Source organism: Nonomuraea sp. NPDC004354 (assembly GCF_053602555.1).
Window position 1 is genome coordinate 44,138 of record NZ_JBSGDV010000024.1, and the last position, 16,380, is coordinate 60,517.

Annotated in this window: 18 protein-coding genes and 1 tRNA gene; 13 read left to right on the forward strand and 6 right to left on the reverse strand. The window is 68.4% G+C overall.

What is annotated here, in order from left to right:
• Positions 1 to 7 precede the first annotated feature (7 nt).
• Together ACWENQ_RS40325 and ACWENQ_RS40330 are read right to left on the reverse strand one after the other, a co-directional pair.
• Positions 8 to 556 (reverse strand): hypothetical protein, encoded by a 549-nt coding sequence (locus ACWENQ_RS40325; RefSeq protein ID WP_452419002.1) that lies wholly within the window; start codon positions 554 to 556, stop codon positions 8 to 10.
• Complete coding sequence (locus tag ACWENQ_RS40330; protein ID WP_452419004.1) at positions 553 to 885, reverse strand: hypothetical protein; 333 nt, start codon at positions 883 to 885, stop codon at positions 553 to 555. Before ACWENQ_RS40330 ends, ACWENQ_RS40325 begins: the two co-directional genes overlap by 4 nt.
• A 136-nt stretch (positions 886 to 1,021) precedes the next feature.
• Between ACWENQ_RS40330 and ACWENQ_RS40335 the strand changes: the two genes are divergently transcribed.
• The 9 genes from ACWENQ_RS40335 to ACWENQ_RS40375 all read left to right on the forward strand — a co-directional run bounded on the left by ACWENQ_RS40335 (position 1,022) and on the right by ACWENQ_RS40375 (position 9,068).
• A complete protein-coding gene (locus tag ACWENQ_RS40335; RefSeq protein ID WP_358144652.1) occupies positions 1,022 to 1,195 on the forward strand; it encodes a hypothetical protein in 174 nt (57 codons plus the stop codon).
• Positions 1,196 to 1,279: 84 nt separating this feature from the next.
• Positions 1,280 to 1,594: a WhiB family transcriptional regulator gene (locus ACWENQ_RS40340; protein WP_452419005.1), complete on the forward strand. Its 315-nt coding sequence runs from the start codon at positions 1,280 to 1,282 to the stop codon at positions 1,592 to 1,594.
• 14 nt (positions 1,595 to 1,608) lie between these two features.
• The gene (locus ACWENQ_RS40345) at positions 1,609 to 2,355 is read left to right on the forward strand and encodes a hypothetical protein (protein WP_452419007.1); all 747 of its coding nucleotides are present in this window, start codon (positions 1,609 to 1,611) and stop codon (positions 2,353 to 2,355) included.
• 128 nt (positions 2,356 to 2,483) lie between these two features.
• On the forward strand, positions 2,484 to 4,700 hold the full coding sequence (locus ACWENQ_RS40350) for a cell division protein FtsK (protein ID WP_452419008.1): 2,217 nt from the start codon (positions 2,484 to 2,486) through the stop codon (positions 4,698 to 4,700).
• A gap of 140 nt (positions 4,701 to 4,840) precedes the next feature.
• A complete protein-coding gene (locus ACWENQ_RS40355) occupies positions 4,841 to 5,059 on the forward strand; it encodes a hypothetical protein (protein WP_452419010.1) in 219 nt (72 codons plus the stop codon).
• A gap of 13 nt (positions 5,060 to 5,072) precedes the next feature.
• Positions 5,073 to 5,933, forward strand: coding sequence for a bifunctional DNA primase/polymerase (locus ACWENQ_RS40360; protein ID WP_452419011.1), 861 nt, complete (start codon positions 5,073 to 5,075; stop codon positions 5,931 to 5,933).
• The gene (locus ACWENQ_RS40365; protein ID WP_452419012.1) at positions 5,930 to 7,501 is read left to right on the forward strand and encodes a YfjI family protein; all 1,572 of its coding nucleotides are present in this window, start codon (positions 5,930 to 5,932) and stop codon (positions 7,499 to 7,501) included. Before ACWENQ_RS40360 ends, ACWENQ_RS40365 begins: the two co-directional genes overlap by 4 nt.
• The gene (locus ACWENQ_RS40370) at positions 7,501 to 7,686 is read left to right on the forward strand and encodes a helix-turn-helix transcriptional regulator (protein ID WP_452419014.1); all 186 of its coding nucleotides are present in this window, start codon (positions 7,501 to 7,503) and stop codon (positions 7,684 to 7,686) included. The genes ACWENQ_RS40365 and ACWENQ_RS40370 overlap by 1 nt, the downstream gene beginning before the upstream one ends.
• The gene (locus tag ACWENQ_RS40375) at positions 7,686 to 9,068 is read left to right on the forward strand and encodes a tyrosine-type recombinase/integrase (RefSeq protein WP_452419015.1); all 1,383 of its coding nucleotides are present in this window, start codon (positions 7,686 to 7,688) and stop codon (positions 9,066 to 9,068) included. The genes ACWENQ_RS40370 and ACWENQ_RS40375 overlap by 1 nt, the downstream gene beginning before the upstream one ends.
• Positions 9,069 to 9,365: 297 nt before the next feature.
• Here ACWENQ_RS40375 and ACWENQ_RS40380 read toward each other — a convergent pair whose 3' ends face one another.
• A complete protein-coding gene (locus tag ACWENQ_RS40380; protein WP_452419017.1) occupies positions 9,366 to 9,527 on the reverse strand; it encodes a hypothetical protein in 162 nt (53 codons plus the stop codon).
• Positions 9,528 to 10,385: 858 nt separating this feature from the next.
• Between ACWENQ_RS40380 and ACWENQ_RS40385 the strand changes: the two genes are divergently transcribed.
• Positions 10,386 to 11,213, forward strand: coding sequence for a hypothetical protein (locus ACWENQ_RS40385; RefSeq protein WP_452419019.1), 828 nt, complete (start codon positions 10,386 to 10,388; stop codon positions 11,211 to 11,213).
• Positions 11,214 to 11,709: 496 nt separating this feature from the next.
• On the opposite strand, the gene ACWENQ_RS40390 is transcribed toward ACWENQ_RS40385, so the two are convergent.
• Positions 11,710 to 11,791: transfer RNA gene (locus ACWENQ_RS40390), tRNA-Tyr, on the reverse strand.
• A gap of 142 nt (positions 11,792 to 11,933) precedes the next feature.
• Here ACWENQ_RS40390 and ACWENQ_RS40395 point away from each other — a divergent pair.
• Positions 11,934 to 12,425 (forward strand): YajQ family cyclic di-GMP-binding protein, encoded by a 492-nt coding sequence (locus ACWENQ_RS40395; protein WP_449914733.1) that lies wholly within the window; start codon positions 11,934 to 11,936, stop codon positions 12,423 to 12,425.
• Here ACWENQ_RS40395 and ACWENQ_RS40400 read toward each other — a convergent pair.
• Both ACWENQ_RS40400 and ACWENQ_RS40405 read right to left on the reverse strand, forming a co-directional pair.
• Entirely contained in the window at positions 12,409 to 12,609 is a 201-nt protein-coding gene (locus ACWENQ_RS40400) for a hypothetical protein (RefSeq protein WP_452419020.1), read from the reverse strand. The genes ACWENQ_RS40395 and ACWENQ_RS40400 overlap by 17 nt on opposite strands.
• Before the next feature lie 807 nt (positions 12,610 to 13,416).
• Complete coding sequence (locus tag ACWENQ_RS40405; protein ID WP_452419022.1) at positions 13,417 to 13,683, reverse strand: hypothetical protein; 267 nt, start codon at positions 13,681 to 13,683, stop codon at positions 13,417 to 13,419.
• Between the two features lie 63 nt (positions 13,684 to 13,746).
• Between ACWENQ_RS40405 and ACWENQ_RS40410 the strand changes: the two genes are divergently transcribed.
• Both ACWENQ_RS40410 and ACWENQ_RS40415 read left to right on the forward strand, forming a co-directional pair.
• Complete coding sequence (locus ACWENQ_RS40410; RefSeq protein ID WP_452419023.1) at positions 13,747 to 15,834, forward strand: ATP-binding protein; 2,088 nt, start codon at positions 13,747 to 13,749, stop codon at positions 15,832 to 15,834.
• Positions 15,835 to 16,059: 225 nt separating this feature from the next.
• Positions 16,060 to 16,377: a trypco2 family protein gene (locus ACWENQ_RS40415; RefSeq protein ID WP_449914724.1), complete on the forward strand. Its 318-nt coding sequence runs from the start codon at positions 16,060 to 16,062 to the stop codon at positions 16,375 to 16,377.
• Positions 16,378 to 16,380: the final 3 nt, after the last annotated feature.

Here is a 16,380-nt window from a genome sequence, read left to right on the forward strand (position 1 = left end):
CCTGCCCCTAAGCGATCTGTCCATCGGCGATGGTGATGGGCTCCTCGCCGCGCTTGTGGTCGTACATCCCGGCCAGCGCAGGACGGAAGGCCGCAAGGTGCTGCCGCCACGTGTCGCACAACGCGTCACGAGCCGAGGAGTCGGTCTGCAGCAGGAACTGCAGGTGGCGCATTCCGTGCAGGAGAACGTCTATGTACCGCGGAATCGGCGCCTCGGTCGCCTCGACCTCGATGGGCTTGCCGACGACGTCGGTCAGGGCCGGGCTGATCGGCTTCGCTTCGGACCACTGGTCGCGGACGTAGTCCAGGCAGTCGATGACCGCGACATAGGTCAGGATGACGGCCTGGCCATCGGCGCGCCAGGAAGTCGAGTGCAGAAGCTTCACGCCCGAAGCGGCCTTGTTCGCCTCCAAGAGGTCAGTGACAGCCGTGTGCGGGTCGCTCTCCTGAAGGATGGCCGAGGAGCGCCACGCGTCGCTCCCGCTGATCAGCCAAATTCCGGTGGGGTCCGCCGAGACCGGCCAGACCTCTACCCGAACTTCGGTGCGCTCGCTCACTGAGTCTCCTTCGTCGCGGTTCCACGCTGATCGGTGGCGTCCTTCGCCGTCTTGATCAACTGGGCTGCTCGTGCCTTCGACACTCCGATGCGGCCGGCCAGATCGGCCAGCGACATCCGCTCCTGCTCGAAGATGCGGGCGGCGGTAAGCGCGCGATGATCTCCAGAGGCTTCGATGAGCCGCCTGAGCGTCTCCACGAGTTCCGTTGCTCCGCCGTACGCACGGTTGGGATCGGGCTCTGCGTCGATCGCAACCACTGCCGCTTCGAAAGCGCGCCCGAGGTCAGCAAGCGCAGTTTCGACCGCCTCGCTCACGCCTTCATCTGTCATGCCCATCAGCGTAGACGCTTCGTCAAGGGGGGACTAGACAACACGCGTGTAGTACCCCCTTGACGATCGTGCAGGGGGGCCTATACGGTCGATCGTGTAGCGCCCCCTACACGGGCGGTCGACCTGGAGGAAACCGATGATGATCCCGACGCAGCAGTCCCGCCGCATCATGCCGACCCTGCTCGGTATCGGCGCTCTGTTCTTCATCGTCCGCGAGCCCGCCAAGGCGGCCGAGTTCGCCACGAGCGCCCTGGACGCCCTCATGAAGATCGCCGAGGCCATTGCGACCTTCGCCTCTCACCTCGGCTGAGACCCACCACACACGAAGAGGGACGGCCCCCATCCGCCAAGACGCAGGCCGCCCCTCACTCCCGGTAAAAGGAGCAACACCATCATGACCCGTAAGTTCAACCGCGTAAATCGCTCCATCCACCCCTCGCGCATGGCGATCGGAACGCCGTGGCGGACGCAAGGGGAGATTCTGCTCCCTGAGTGCGTCTATGACCCGGAGCTGCACACCGGGCCGATCGACACGATCGAGAGTGCCGACCAGCGCGCCGCGCGTGAGGACGTCGCCCGCGACGTCTGCGCCGGCTGCCCCGCGCGGCAGCTCTGCGAGCTCTACGCGCTCCGGGTCCGCCCCACCTCTGGCATCTGGGCCGGCCGTACCGCCGCTGAACTCGCCGAGTACCGGGCGGAAGTGGCGTGATGAAGAGGAACACGATGCTGGTGCTTCTCGCCCTGCCCGCCGCTGTGGCCACCTGGTCCGGGTGGGTCGGGCTGGGGGAGAAGACTGGCTTCGGCATGGTCACCCCACTGCCCGGCATCGCGGACGGTTTCCAGATCAACACGGCCATCACGCTGCCGATCGGCGTGGAGACCTATGCCGCGTACGCCCTGGGCGCGTGGCTGAAGGCCGGCGGACAGGTCAGCGACACCACGCGGACGTTCGCCAAGTGGTCGGCCATCGGGTCGCTGGCGCTGGGGATGCTCGGCCAGGTCGCCTATCACCTGCTGGAGATCTCCGCTCAGGCCAAGGCGCCGGACTCGATCACGGCGGCCGTCTCCGTCTTGCCGGTGCTGGTCTTGGGCATGGGTGCCGCTCTCGGTCACCTGCTTGCCCGCGATGCGACGCAAGCCGCCGAATCGCCCGCCGAGCAGGCCGGCGACATACCCGCGGCCACGTCAGCCGGCCCCCAGCCCGAGACACCGCCACGTGCGGCAAAGCCGTTCAAGACGATCAAGCGGACCGTCGCCGGTATCGATGACCTCATGCCGATCGGCCGCAGCATCGCCGCCGACCTGGCGGGCCGAGGTCTCCCGTTGACCCGTGACCGGCTGTTGAAGGCCGTTCGCGACACCGGCCGGTCGATGTCCTCGGACCGCGCCTCGGCGTTGCTGGCCCGTCTCAAGAGCGAGGCCAATGCCAGCGCTGCGGAAGCCGTACCGAAGCAGCGGCGGGCCGCCTGACGGCCACTGCCGTCCACCGGACGGACCCGCATCCGTCTCCGGCCACAAGCAGGGGCGCGGACTCATCCGCCAAGACCAGACCGCGCCCCGCCACCCCGCAACCGCGAAGACCACGAGGTGACCTCATCATGACGCACGACCACTTCGACCCCGACGACAGTTCGGACGGCAGAGACGCGGACATCGTCCACCTGGACGCCGCCCGTGCCGGACGCCACCCGTACGGACCGACCGCCGACCGTCCCGCAGAGGCGGACCGGACCGCCGCCGCCGCTGCGGACGGACCGGTTCTCGAAGGCGAGATCGTCCGCGTGGACCAGCCCGGACCGGACCGGTCCGACTGGCGGACGGACCTGGAGGCCAAGGCCCGCGCCCGCCAGCCGATCGTGCCGCTGTGGCTGCGGTCGGCGGACGAAGCGATCGAGACGCTGAAGTGGGTGGGTCTCCACTACCTGCACGTCGGCGGATACCAGCTCGCCCGCGCGCCGCTGTACGGCGGACGGCTGGCCGTACGCTCCCCGCGCGGCTTCGTCCGCCTGGTCGGTGGCATGGTCCGCTGGACGTTCGACCTGGAGGGCGAGCCCGTACGGCTGGCCGCCGTGCGGAAGACGGACCCGGAGAACTACCTCAAGCTGAGCAGGCAGCGTGACTCTCGCGTCCGCCTGCGCGTCTGGATCACGGGTGCCGCTCTCGTGACGCTGCTGATCGCCGCGATCGTCGTGTCCGACCAACCGACCCACGTGCAATGGACGGCGCTCGCCGTCGCCCTGGCCGCTCTCGGCGTCATCGGCAAGCCCGCCGATCGGCCGCTCATCAACCGCGCCGTGGTGCCTGCCAACGTGGAGCGGCTGACCAGTGACATCGTCATCCGTGCGCTGACCGCTCTCAGCATCGCCGGCATCAACCAGGCCATCGCCAAGAACCCGAAGGACGCCATCCGGTTCGTCGCCCCGATCACCCGCGACGGTCCGGGATGGCGGGCCGACATCGACCTGCCGTACGGCGTGACCGTGGCCGATGTGATGGACAAGCGCGACCGCATGGCCTCGGCGTTGCGCCGTCCGCTCGGGTGCATCTGGCCCGAGGGCGACAGCTCCATTCACGAGGGACGGCTGATCCTGTGGGTGGGTGACAAGGACCTGTCCAAGACCGTCGTGCGCTCCCCGCTGGCCAAGGCGAGCAGCCACGACGTGTTCAAGGGCATCCCCTTCGGCAGTGACCCGCGTGGACGTCCCATCGTCGTGCCGATCATCCAGCACAACATCCTGATCGGGTCGCTGCCCGGTCAGGGCAAGACCGCCGCGGTTCGTGTGCTGGCCTCGGGGGCGCTGCTCGACCCGACCGTGGAGGGCTGGATCCACGAGCTCAAGGGCACCGGCGATCTGGACCCGCACGAGCAGAACTGCCACCGCTACGTCTCCGGGATCGAGGACGAGGCCATCGCCTATGCCGCCGACTCCCTGACCCTGCTGCGTAAGGAGGTCATGCGCCGCTCGGGCGCGCTCAAGGCGCTGCCGCCTGATCTGTGCCCGGACAAGCGCGTCACCCGGCAGATCGCCGACAAGCGATCTCTCGGGCTTCATCCGCTGGTCTGCATCATCGACGAGTGCCAGAACCTGTTCGCGCATCCTGAGTACGGCGGCAAGGCCGGCGACGACGCCGAGTTCATCATCAAGCTCGGTCGTGCTCTCGGTGTGGTGTTGATCCTGGCCACCCAGCGCCCAGACAAGGACAGCCTGCCCACCGGCATCTCGGCGAACGTGTCGATCCGGTTCTGTCTGCGGGTGGCCGGCCAGATCGAGAACGACATGATCCTCGGGACGTCCGCCTACAAGAACGGCGTCCGCGCCACGGTGTTCGTGCCCGAGACCGACGCCGGTATCGGCTACCTGGTGGGCGCGACTCCGATGCCGAAGGTGGTCCGATCGGCCTACCTCGACACCCCGGCCACCCAGCGCATCGCCGATCGGGCTCATGCCCTGCGCGTCGAGCTGGGGACGCTGTCCGGGCACGGCCTCGGAGAGAAGCCCGAGCAGCTCACCCCGACCTACGACCTGCTGGCCGACATCCTGGCCGTGGTTCCGCCCTCCGAGGCCAAGGTCTGGAACGAGATCGTCGTGGACCGGCTGGCTGATCTCCGCAGCGAGGTCTATGGGCCGTGGGCGGCGCTGGAGGGCGGAGCGAGGACGGCTCAGCTCACGGCGGCGCTCAAGCCGTACGGCATCAAGACCATGCAGGTGTGGGGCACACCGGAGGGCGGCGGCAAGGGCGCGAACCGCATCGGCATCGCCCGCGACGACATCGCCAACGCCATCACCCAACGTGACCGTGGAGCGGCTTCGTAGAGTCCGGGATCGCCTCTAGACCTAGAGGCCGACCCCTCTAGGTCTAGAGGCTCCCCTAGAGCCGGAAACGCCTATCCACCAGCGATCTAGCGCCTAGACCCTGACCTGCGCAAACCCCGGAATCGGACCTGGAGGCCCTCATGGCGACCGCCATCGTCCTGCTAGTGCTGTGCCTGCCACTCGTCACTCTTGGTTATCTCGGCTTCTGTCTTGCCTCCCCGTGGGGCGTCTGCCGCCGCTGCGCTCTCGGCGGCAAGAACCGCACCTGCCGCGCCTGTCACGGCACCGGGATGCGGCCCCGCCTCGGCTGGCAGCTCTACGTCTACTTCCGCCGCCTGCACCGCGACGGCAACCACTGATCTGGAGATCCACATGCACGACCTCACCCGGTACGCCTTGGCCGCCGCCGCTCGCGGATGGCATGTCTTCCCGCTCACGCCCGGCGAGAAGCGGCCTTTGCGCGGCTTTACCGATTGGGAACGGCAGGCCACCACCAGCGCCGCGCGTATCCGGCAGATGTGGGCACGCGCGCCGTTCAACATCGGCATCGCGTGTGGCCCGTCCCGCCTCCTGGTGATCGACCTCGATGTTCCCCAGGACGGGGATGATCCGCCGCCGTCGGAATGGGCTCTGCCCGGTGTGCATGACGGCGCCGACGTTCTCGCCGTGCTCTGCGAGCGGGCCGGAGAGCCTCTGCCGTTGGAGACTTTCACGGTCCGCACGGGGCGCGGCGGCACGCACCTCTACTTCTCCACCCCGCCCGACGTGGAGCTTGGCAACTCGGCCGGCAAGCTCGGCTGGAAGATCGACACCCGGGCGCGCGGCGGCTACGTCGTCGGCCCTGGAAGCCGCGTGGGCTCCGGAAGGTATGAGGCCATCCACGCGGCTGCCCCGCCCCTGCTCCCGTCGTGGCTGGCCGAACGTCTCGCAGTCGATCCCGTGCAGTCGGCATCCCGGCCTGCGGTGGGTCACGCTCTCGGCTACGCGCTCACCGTCATGCGCGCAGAGGTGGAACGCGTCCTGGCCGCCGTTCCTGGCACCCGCAACGACACCCTCAACGCCGCGGCCTTCGCCCTCGGTCAGCTCGCTGCCGCGGATCTGCTGCCGCGCTACCTGGCCGAAGCCTGCCTGCAGAGCGCTGCCGAGGCCATCGGGCTGCCGGCCCGTGAAGCGTTCTCCACGATCCGTTCGGGACTCGACTCCGGTAGCCGCCGGCCGCGGAGGGCGGCGTGAGCACCATCATCGACCCGCAGGCCGCCGCCGATGCCTTGTTGAGCAAGCTCGGCGCGGCCGAGCAGCTCGCCGAGCTGCACCAGGCCGCACATCCGTGGGACAAGCCGGCGCCCTTCGGCCAGCGTCGCGAGCTGCCGCCCTTTCCCGTGCATGCGCTTCCCGCGTGGGTGGCCGAGCACATGTCCGCCGTGGCAGAGGAGACACAGACGCCGCTTGACCTGGCGGGCTGTGTGGGCTTGGCCGCGTTGTCCACCGCTGCCGGGGGCCGAGCGGTGGTCAACGTTCGAGGCTCGTGGACCGAGCCGGTCAACCTGTTCGTGTTGGTCGCGATGCCGCCGGGCTCGCGGAAGTCGGCGGTGTTCCGTGCCATGACCGCGCCGTTGCACAGTGCGGAGAAGGCGCTGGCGGATCGGATCGGCCCGCAGATCACCGAAGCCGAGGTCGCCCGCCGCCTGGCTGTCGACGTGGCCGAGAAGGCCGCCCGTACGGCCAGCGGCGCGCGAGGCGAAGCCGCGCCCGAGGCCATCGCCGAGGCGCAGAGCGCCGCCCTGGCCGTGGAGGGCATCAAGGTCCCTGTCCTGCCCCGGCTCGTGGCCGACGACATCACCCCGGAGACGGCCGCGAGCCTGCTCACTGAACAAGGCGGACGACTGGCCGTGCTCAGCGCCGAGGGCGGCATCTTCGCCACACTCGCCGGCCGCTACTCGGGAACGCCGAACCTGGACCTGTTCCTGAAAGGGCACGCCGGAGACGCACTGATCGTCGACCGGCGAGACCGCACGGAACGGGTGGACAGCGCCGCCCTGACCATGGGCCTGGCCGTGCAGCCGGAGATCATCGCCGACATCGCGAGCATGCCGGGATTTCGCGGCAAGGGCCTGCTCGGGCGCATCCTTTACAGCCTGCCCAAGAGCAACGTCGGATACCGGCGCATCGACCCACCGCCCGTGCCCGAACCGGTTGCCGCCCGCTATGACGCCAACCTTCAGCGGCTCACCATCGGCATGCACGACTGGGACGACCCCGCTCGCCTGGTCTTGTCCGCCGAGGCCGACGAGACCTTCACCGAGCACCGCCGACGGACCGAGACGCGCCTGCGTCCCGACTCGGGCGACCTCGGCCACATCACCGACTGGGCAGGCAAGTTCGACGGTGCAGTGATGCGCCTGGCCGGCCTGATCCACCTCGCCGCCCACGTTGACGACGGCTGGCGACGCCCGATCAGCGCCGACACCGTCAACGCTGCCATCGCGCTCGGCGAGTACTTCACCGCTCACGCGCTGGCCACCTTCGACGCGATGGGCGCCGACGCCGACGTGGACGGCGCTCGCACTGTTCATGCCTGGCTGGAGCGCACCCGGACGGCCCGCTTCACCGTCCGCGAGGCCTTCACCGCGCTCTCCCGCAGCCGCTTCCGGAAGGTGGCCGAGCTGGAGGCACCGCTGGACCTGCTCGAACAACTCGGCTGGATCCGGCGCGAGCCCGAAGCGCCCCGCAGCGGGCCAGGCCGCCGGCCTTCTCCGGCCTATCGAGTTCACCCCGACCTGGCAGGAAGGGACGCCGCCTGATGACTGCTGACGAGAAGCTCACCGTCCCCGAGGTGTGCGAGGAGCTCAAGATCGCACAGTCCACCTTCTACGAGTGGCGCGCCAAGAGGCGCGGACCACGCTGCATCACCTTGGCCAATCGGCAGCTCCGTGTACGCCGTTCCGAACTGGAGCGCTGGCTCAGCGAGCGAGAGGACGCCGCCTGATGGAGAAGACCACGTACAGCGTGCGCTTCTGGAAGATCAAGGTCTACAAGGGCTCCAAGGTCACCACGTACTACGTCCGATGGCTCGTGGATGGGCGGGAGTGGAAAGAGCCGTTCCGCACGCTGGCGCATGCTGAGAGCTTCAGAGCGCAACTCATGACCGCCGCCCGGCAGGGTGAGGCGTTCTACGTGGCGACAGGCCGCCCCATTTCGTGGAAGCGCGAGGAAGCAGCGCTCAGCTGGTACGCCTTCACGCTCGCCTACGTGGATGCCAAATGGCCCTACGCTTCGCCGAACCACCGGCGCGGGATCGCTGAGGCCCTCACGGATGCTGCTGAGGCGCTGATGACCAAGCTGGACAGTGCTCCCGACCGGGACAGCCGCCGCGCCGCTCTCCGCTGGGCCTACAGCAACCGCGTCCGTGACAAGCAGGACGCGCCGCCGGCTGAGCTGGTCACCGTGGTCAAGTGGCTGGAGGCCAACACGGTTCCGATCACCGCCTTTGAGGAACCCGACGGTAGGGGTGCCGGACTGGCCCGAGGCGTGCTCGACAGGATCAGCCGTACCAAGAACGGGGAGACCGCCTCAGCTGCAACCGCCATCCGCAAGCGAGCGACGCTGAACAACGCCATGGAGTTCGCCGTGGAGATCGGCGCGCTCGCTGGCAACCCGCTCAAGACGGTGAAGTGGACCAAGCCTCGCACCCTCACCAGCATCGATCCCCGCACCGTCATCAACATCGAGCAGGCACGCCGGTTCTTGGCCGCCGTGGAGCAGCTCAGCAAGCGTGGGGAGCGCATGAAGGCGTTCTTCGGGTGCATGTACTTCGCGGCCCTCCGCCCAGAGGAAGCCGTGGACCTGAGAGAGACCCACATGACCAACCTGCCCGACGAAGGGTGGGGAGAGATGCAGCTCACCAACGCCGAACCCCGTGCGGGAAGCCGTTGGACGAACAGTGGCCAGGTCCGCGAGCGGCGTGGGCTCAAGCACCGGGCGGTGGGGGAGACTCGCCCCGTCCCGATCCACCCGGAGTTGTGCGCGCTGCTGCGGGAGCACATCAAGAAGTTCGGGACCGGTCCGGACGGGCGCATCTTCATCGGCCCACGCGGAGGGCTCATGACTGATCGTGCCTACCTCAAGGTGTTCCATGAGGCGCGAGCGAAGGCGTTCACGGAAGCAGAGGCAGCCTCGCCACTCATGGAGGTGCCGTACGCCCTGCGGCATGCCGCTGTCTCGACGTGGCTCAACGCAGGTGTTCCCGCTCCACAGGTGGCCGAGTGGGCGGGACACAGCGTGGACGTTCTTCTCCGCGTCTACGCGAAGTGCGTTCACGGACAGCAGGGGGAGGCAATGAGGCGAATCTGGGAAGCGACCAAGTGCTGAAGCCGTGGCCGCCTAAACGGTCCGAACCCACAAGCACTCCCGTAGGTAGGCCACCATGCCCGATCCGGTCGTTGTTGAAGCGGTCTCCGTGCGAGCGGCGCGTCGTGCGCGCCGGTCGAGCATGCGCCCCTTGCCGGGCTTAGCCGGGGCCGGGCCGCACCAGATGACAAACGTCCTGACGGCAGGCTGACCGAACGTGGCTGCCACGTCGAGGTTCCATCGGGTTCGAGGTACAGCGCGATTCCACTCCTAGGAACCTAGGACGGGCCACCCCGGGGAGGGCGGCCCGTCACCAGGTTAAAGCTTGAGCGCCTTCAAAACCCCCGGCAGGAACACCGGGTCGGCTCCCAGCTTGATCACCGCCCACACGACGGCGATCCCGATGGCACCCTTCATCAGGATGCCGAGGGCCCTGGACGAGATCTTGATCCCGTCGTCACGCTCATTGTTCTGTGCCATAAGGCGCTTCCTTCTCACTAAGAGGGAGCGCCGGCCTTGGGGGACACCATGCGGCCAGGGCTCATTGCTCTGGCCAGCCGCGCTAAGCTAGATTCGTACTGTTGACATGTACTTAGCGTTTGTTCTCAAGGTTCGGCGCTAGGTCAGAACGCGGGCTCGCTCGTGGCGCACGGCAATGCGCCGCCTGTCGAGCCCTTGTTCGTATCCAGCGTAGAACGTCGCCGCCCGCGATTACTAACGAGACGAACCCTGGGCGCCCGCCTTGTCCTGGTTCCTCCCTGAAAATCGTTGTTCGGGCGAAGACGTCCCGAGTCGAAGGCGGGGTGTAGAGCGTCACTGAGCGTTGCCGGCGTGGCAGCCCCACCCCGCTGGCCGAACCGGTTACCACCTGCCGCAGGCCTGCGGCCCGACAGCGTCATCGGCTGGAGTCAGTCTCGGGAGAGACTGACTCGCCGGTGGGATCACACTCGGCCAGTGGTTCTGGAGCGTCGGGACGCCCTCCTTGATCGCTGCTGCTGCTACGCCGTCGCCGCAGCATGGCCCCCGCGTACAGACCAGCTCCCGCGGTGGCCAACTGCAGCAGGCTGGTGAGAAGCTCAACGATCTCCATGATCTTCTTTCGCGCACGGTGGACCCGCTATTTGGCGGCCACCACGTGGATGGGACGCCTCTAGAACAGCGGCTGGTGAACCTGTCCAGCCACTCCAGGGCCAGGTAGAGGCCACATCCGTGCCAGTGGTGATCCATTCGGGGACGGCCCTGATAGCTGTCCCCGAATGACCGTCCAGTTGGGGACGGCTGGTCTACGATGACGCTTCCTGGCCGATTAGCGTGCCGCCGACTCGAGAGGAACCATCCATGGCTGATGCCGCCCAGCAGCCGGATCAACTCGACGGCTTAGCAGGACCTGATCAGGTATTGCTCGACGTCACGCAGATACAGACCCTTCAGCAGTTGGCCTCCGTACTGAGGTTGTTGCAAGCTCGATCCGGCCTGTCGCTACGCGCCCTGGCTGATCGCACTAAGCTCCACAGGGTTCGCGTGGCACGAGAGACCGCTGGCAAGATGCTGCGGGGCGAGCGTCTTGCTTCAAAGGCGGTCACCCTGGCCCTGGTTCGGCAGCTTGGAGTCGGCGACGACCGAGCCGCCGACTGGGATCAGGCATGGGAACGCGTATTCCTCTTCGAGAGAGGATCACGCACCGCGCCGCCGCGCGGAGAGGTGACTGAACTTCGCCAACTAGTCACGGAGCTGGAAGCAGCCGTCCACGCCCAGCAGCAAACCGTGGAGCATCTGCAGAGCCGGCTGAACCAGCTGCAGCAGTCCCCGAGACCATCTCGCTCTATAAACCAAGGCGGCGGGGGTGCGCTGATGCTATCGGCCACGTTGCATAGCAGTCTGGAACGGCAGCTCAGTGCCGCAGCCCCCCAAGTCGCCCAGCAGGCGGCCCAAAAGCTGGTGGAGCAGGTCATTGCCACACAGTTCCATTCGCTGGAGACGGTGATCCGTCGCGAATTGACGGAGGCCGGGCGTCAGGCGGCCATGCAGCTTGCGGGAAAGCTGGTCGACCAAATCGCTGCTGCGAGTGCTCTAGCGCTGGAAGGAGTCATCCGCCGAGAGCTAGAGCAGTCGGCCCGACAGGCAACCCGCGAGGCTGTTGACGGCATCGTGGGCGAACTCCTGTGATCAGGAGCTCCCAACCGTTCACCACAGCGCTACTGTGTCGCGGCTTCTCGATGAGCTTCTCAAGCTTGGCCCCGACGTCGTCGCGGATCGTGCGGACGGCCTCGATGCCTGGCCTGCGGGGTCGTCGAGCTTCCAGGTTTCGTAGCTTTGCTGAGGAAGATGGGTAGGCGTCTCCGCCGCCCATCGTGATGACCATGTTCGGCCACGGGCGGGGAGACTGGCGCGCTGACCGACGCCGCTGTGATCGAGTGCGCTGACCGATCCTCAGCTGGACCGGGTCGCCTGAAGTTGCTATTGACCGTTCCGATCGTTCTTTAGGTCGGTGTCTAGCAGGGGCGAGCCATGAGGCGAATCTAGGAGGCCACCAGCGCTGAAACGTGGCCGCGTATTTGCCGTGACTAGCCGGAGGCGGCCGTAGGTCGTCGTAGACAACCGGAGCAAACAAGAGAGGCTCGCCACCGTGTTTCCGCTGGTGGCGAGCCTCTTCTCGCTGGTGTGGCAGGTCCAGGGTTCGAACCTGGGTAGGCTAAGCCGACGGATTTACAGTCCGCTCCCATTGGCCACTCGGGCAACCTGCCGTGTCATCCGCTCGCGGCGACAGACAGAAGAATAGCGGACTTTGGAGGCGCACGTGACATCGGATTGTCCCGCGCCCGGTCCCCACCCCGGCGCCTCGCGGTCGCTAAGGTCAGAAGGGACGAAGAGAGGACACTCACACCGATGGCCGACAGCAGCTTTGACATCGTCAGCAAGATCGACCGCCAGGAGGTCGACAACGCGCTGAACCAGACGGTCAAGGAGATCGGACACCGCTTCGACTTCAAGGGCACTGGGGCAGCCATCAGCTGGTCCGGGCAGAACAACATCGAGCTCAAGGCCAACAGCGAGGAGCGGGTCAACGCCGCGCTCGACGTCTTCAAGGAGAAGGTGATCAAGCGTGGCCTCTCCCTGAAGATCCTCGACGCCGACGAGCCGAAGCTGTCCGGCAAGGAGTATCGGATGCTGGTCGCCCTCAAGGAGGGCATCGACCAGGAGCACGCCAAGAAGATCTCCAAGATCATCAGGGATGAGGGTCCCAAGGGGGTCAAGGCGCAGATCCAGGGCGAGGAGCTCAGGGTCAGTTCCAAGAAGAAGGACGAGCTGCAGGACGTCATCGCGCTGCTCAAGGGCAAGGACCTCGACATCGCCCTGCAGTTCACGAACTACCGCTGAAAGGCGAGTTGATCACGGCGCTGACCTGGGCGGCCAGCGCAGGGAGGCGCATCCGGGGCACACGATCGAGCACGCTGTCCACGAGGGCGCGCGTCTTCTCGTGTGCCTCGGGCCACTCCCTGACGTACGTGTTGAGCGCGACCATCGGCGAGGAGTGACCGAGGGCGAGTTGGACGGTTTTCACCGAGGCGCCCCTGTGGATCGCGCGCAGGAGTGCCGTCAGCAGTGCGGGCCGATGCGCGGCGGGGGCCGGGCTGGGACGGCCTTGGTGACCGGAAGTGCGACCAGGTCGCACGGTGTACGGCCAGCAGCGTGGTCGTGGTGGGCAAGAGCCGGGCTGTACGGCGCTGCGGATTGTGCGGATCGGACTCGTCGTTGATCTCGTGCTCCGGGACGGCGAAGCGCTTCGGGCGGTCACGTGGGGATCTTCGACCTGCTCACGGTCTGCTGGGCCAGGGAACCTCGGTGGGGCCGCATGCCAGACAGCAAGGTGTGCCGATCACGTGGGTCTGCGGCCTGTCCTGCGGTCTGCTGGGCCACGCAAATGCCAGGGGGCGGCCGGTCTTACAGCAAGATCTGTCGAGACGAATTCGGATATGCTTGACCGCCTGTCCAGAAAGACCGTCATGGCGGAGGCGGCGTGGGTCGGTTGGCGCGTCCTGGACGTCGGCCCTCTCCCATCTCCGACCCCGGCAGTCTCCTCGGACGCTTCGCCCAGGCGTTGAGAGACCTGCGCGACCAGGCCGGTGATCCCAGCTACGAGGCGCTGGCCCGCGAGTCCGGCCGGTTGGGCACGCCCTACTCCGAGACCTCGCTCCGCAACGCCGCCTCCGGACGTGTCCGGCCGTCCTGGGACGTCGTCGAGGCGTTCGTCCGCGCCTGCGCCGCCTTCGCGGAAGCGCAGCCCCGGAGAGCGGCCGAGACCGCGCATGGCTGGCACCTGCCGGAACTCCTCGACACCTGGGCGGTTCGCTGGCGCGAGATCGCTCTGTCAGGCGATCGGGCGGAACCGAGCCAGGTGCCCGGCCCGGACCTCCGAGCCGACCGGGTCGAACGAGATCTCCGGGCCGACCGGGCTGACCGGGATCAGGCGGACCGGGGCTTTCGGGGTGACCAGGGTCGCCAGGCCGAGCAGGTCGAACGGGACCTCCAGGCTGACCGGGCCGACCGGGCTGACCGGGATCAGGCCGACCGGGGCTTTCGGGGTGACCAGGGTCGCCAGGCCGAGCAGGCCGAACGGGACATCCGGGCCGACCAAGCTGACCGGGCGGGCCGGGACCTCCGGGACCCCCAGAACGACCGGATCGCTGCGGGGCCACCCATGCCCCCGGGTAACCTGCCGTCGGTGCTGGCCGGGTTCATGGGGCGGGAGCGGGAGCTGGCAGAGGGTACCCGGTTGGTCCTGACGGCCCGCCTGGTGACCCTGACCGGGGTCGGCGGCGTCGGCAAGACCAGTCTGGCGCTCCGGATGGCGGAGGAGACCGCGGGCCGGTTCCCCGGCGGGGTGTGGCTGGTCGAGCTGGCCGGGCTCACCGAACGGGACATGGTCGACCACGCCGTCGCCACCGTCATCGGCGTCCAGCTCAACGCGGATCAGCGACCCCTGGAGGCCGTCGCCAAGGCGCTCGGCGGTCAGCGGGTGCTGCTGGTGCTGGACAACTGTGAGCACCTGCTCGACGTGACCGCCGCCCTGGCCCGGGCGCTGTTGCGGGCCGTACCCAGCTTGCGGGTCCTGGCGACGAGCCGGCAGCCGCTGGATGTGGCTGGTGAGCATGTGCTGGAGGTCGGCCCGTTCCCGGCCCCGGGCGACACCGGCACGGATTCGGTGGCCGTGGCCCTCTTCGCCGACCGCGCGCGGGCGGTGCTGCCGGGCTTCCGGGTGACGGCCGAGAACCGGGCCGCGGTGGTCCGGGTCTGCCGCCTGCTGGACGGGCTGCCGTTGGCGCTGGAACTGGCCGCCCGCCGCCTGCGCACGCTCTCCCTGGAAGACCTGCTCGACCGGCTCGACCGGCGCTTCCTCCTGCTCGGGCCGGCGGGCGCGGAGCGTACGGCGCATCCGCGGCACCGGACGCTGCGCGGGGTGTTCGACTGGAGTTACGAGTTGTGCTCGGCGGACGAACAGCTCGTGTGGGAGCGGCTGTCGGTGTCGGCGGGGAGCGTGTCCCTCGCTGACGCGGAGGCGGCGTGCGCCGACGAGCGGCTCGGCCCGCACGCGGCGTTCGAGGCGGTCTCGGGGCTCGTCGACAAGTCGCTTCTGCGGCGCGCCGAATCCGGTGGACGGACCCGGCTGCACATGCTGGAGACGGTCCGGCTGTACGGGCAGGAGCGGCTGGCCTCCTCAGGGCGGGAGCCCGAGGCGCGACGTCGTCATCTCGACCACTATCTCGGCCTCGCCCGGCATGCGGAGGAGGCGTATGCCACGCCGCGGCAGCAGGCGTGGCTCGTGCGGCTCGGGGAGGAGCACGCCAATCTCCGGCAGGCGTTCACGCACGCGCTGGCCGAGGACCAGGCGTCCGGCACCCTCCTCGACGGCGCGTACGCGCTGTGGCTGTACTGGGTCGCCCGCGGGAAGGTCGGGGAGGGTGTCCACTGGATGCGCCGGATAGTCGGCCTGCACCCCGGGCCACCCGATGACGGCCTGGCCCACGCCTGGTGCCGGGCACTGTGGAGCGCCGCGTTCGTTCTGCTCCTGCACGGTGACCGTGACGGCGCCGAAGGCATGCTCAAGCGCGTTGAGCCGGTCATCCGGCGCGAAGGCGAGTGTTGGCACGGCATCCGCGCCGCCGTGCACCAGCTACGCGGGCTCTCCGCCCTGTTCCTCGCGGACACCGACAGGGCGGTGGAGCAGTCGTGGGCGGCGCTGCGCATCGACGGGCACCGCGCCGGCATGCTCACGGGCCAGCAGGCGCTGGCGCAGCTCGGGCTGGCCGCGTCGATGCGCGGTCTCCGCGAGGAGGCCGCCGGCTTCTTCCAGCAGGCGCTGGAGCTGTCGGAGTCCTGCGGCGAGATCTGGCATCGGTCCTATCTGTTCTGGACGCTGGCCATGGAGTACGCCGAGATCGACCAGACCGAGGAGGCCGTCGTCCTGCTGCGGCGCAGCCTGGAGCTCAAGCGGCGGCTCGGTGACCGGCTCGGAGTGGCCACGGTGAGCGAGACGCTCGCCCGGGTCCTGGCGCAGCGCGGAGAGGCCCGGCTGGCGGCGCTGCTGCTCGGCGCGGCGCACAGCGTCTGGCAGCCGGCCGGAGCCCCTCAGCTGTGGGGCTTCTCGCACCTGGTGCACGGCCGCGACCGCAGCATCGGCCAGATCCGGCGGGTGCTGGGCGAGAAGGTCTTCCAGCACGAGTACGTCGACGGCGAGCGCCTGGGACTGACGCAGGCCCTGGACGCGCTGGTCGAGCGCCGGCCGTAGCCGCGACCGGTTCTGTACGGCCGGCGAAGGCCTTGGACGCGCCGGCCGTAGCCGTGACCGGTTCTGTAGGCCCTGGGCGCGCTGGTGGAGCGCCGGCCGGTTCCGCACTTCCGCAGCGAATCCGCTTCCTATGCGAAGTGCTCTGGTGCCGGATGTACCCGCCCCCGACACTCGATGGGCCCGCGCCGCCAGAGACGCGGCGCGGCCCGAACAGTGAGGGAGCGCATGGAGATCCAACTCGCCGACGCACTCAAGGCTCTGCGCCAGGAGCTCTCCAGGTCCATCGAGGAGAGTGAGGGCGAAGCGGTCCGGTTCCGGATCGAGAAGATCAACCTTGAAGCCCAGGTCGCCGTGACGGCCGGCCGTGAGGGGGGCGTGGGCGTCAAGATCTGGCTGTTCTCGGGAGACGGCAAGACGTCCAAGCAGACCGTGTCCACCCACACGCTCACGCTGGAGCTGGCAGCCGAGACCGCGGACGGCGACTACGTGCGGACCGGGGCAGGCCGGAGGCCGGCGATCCCGCTAACTCGCGACAGCCGCTGACAG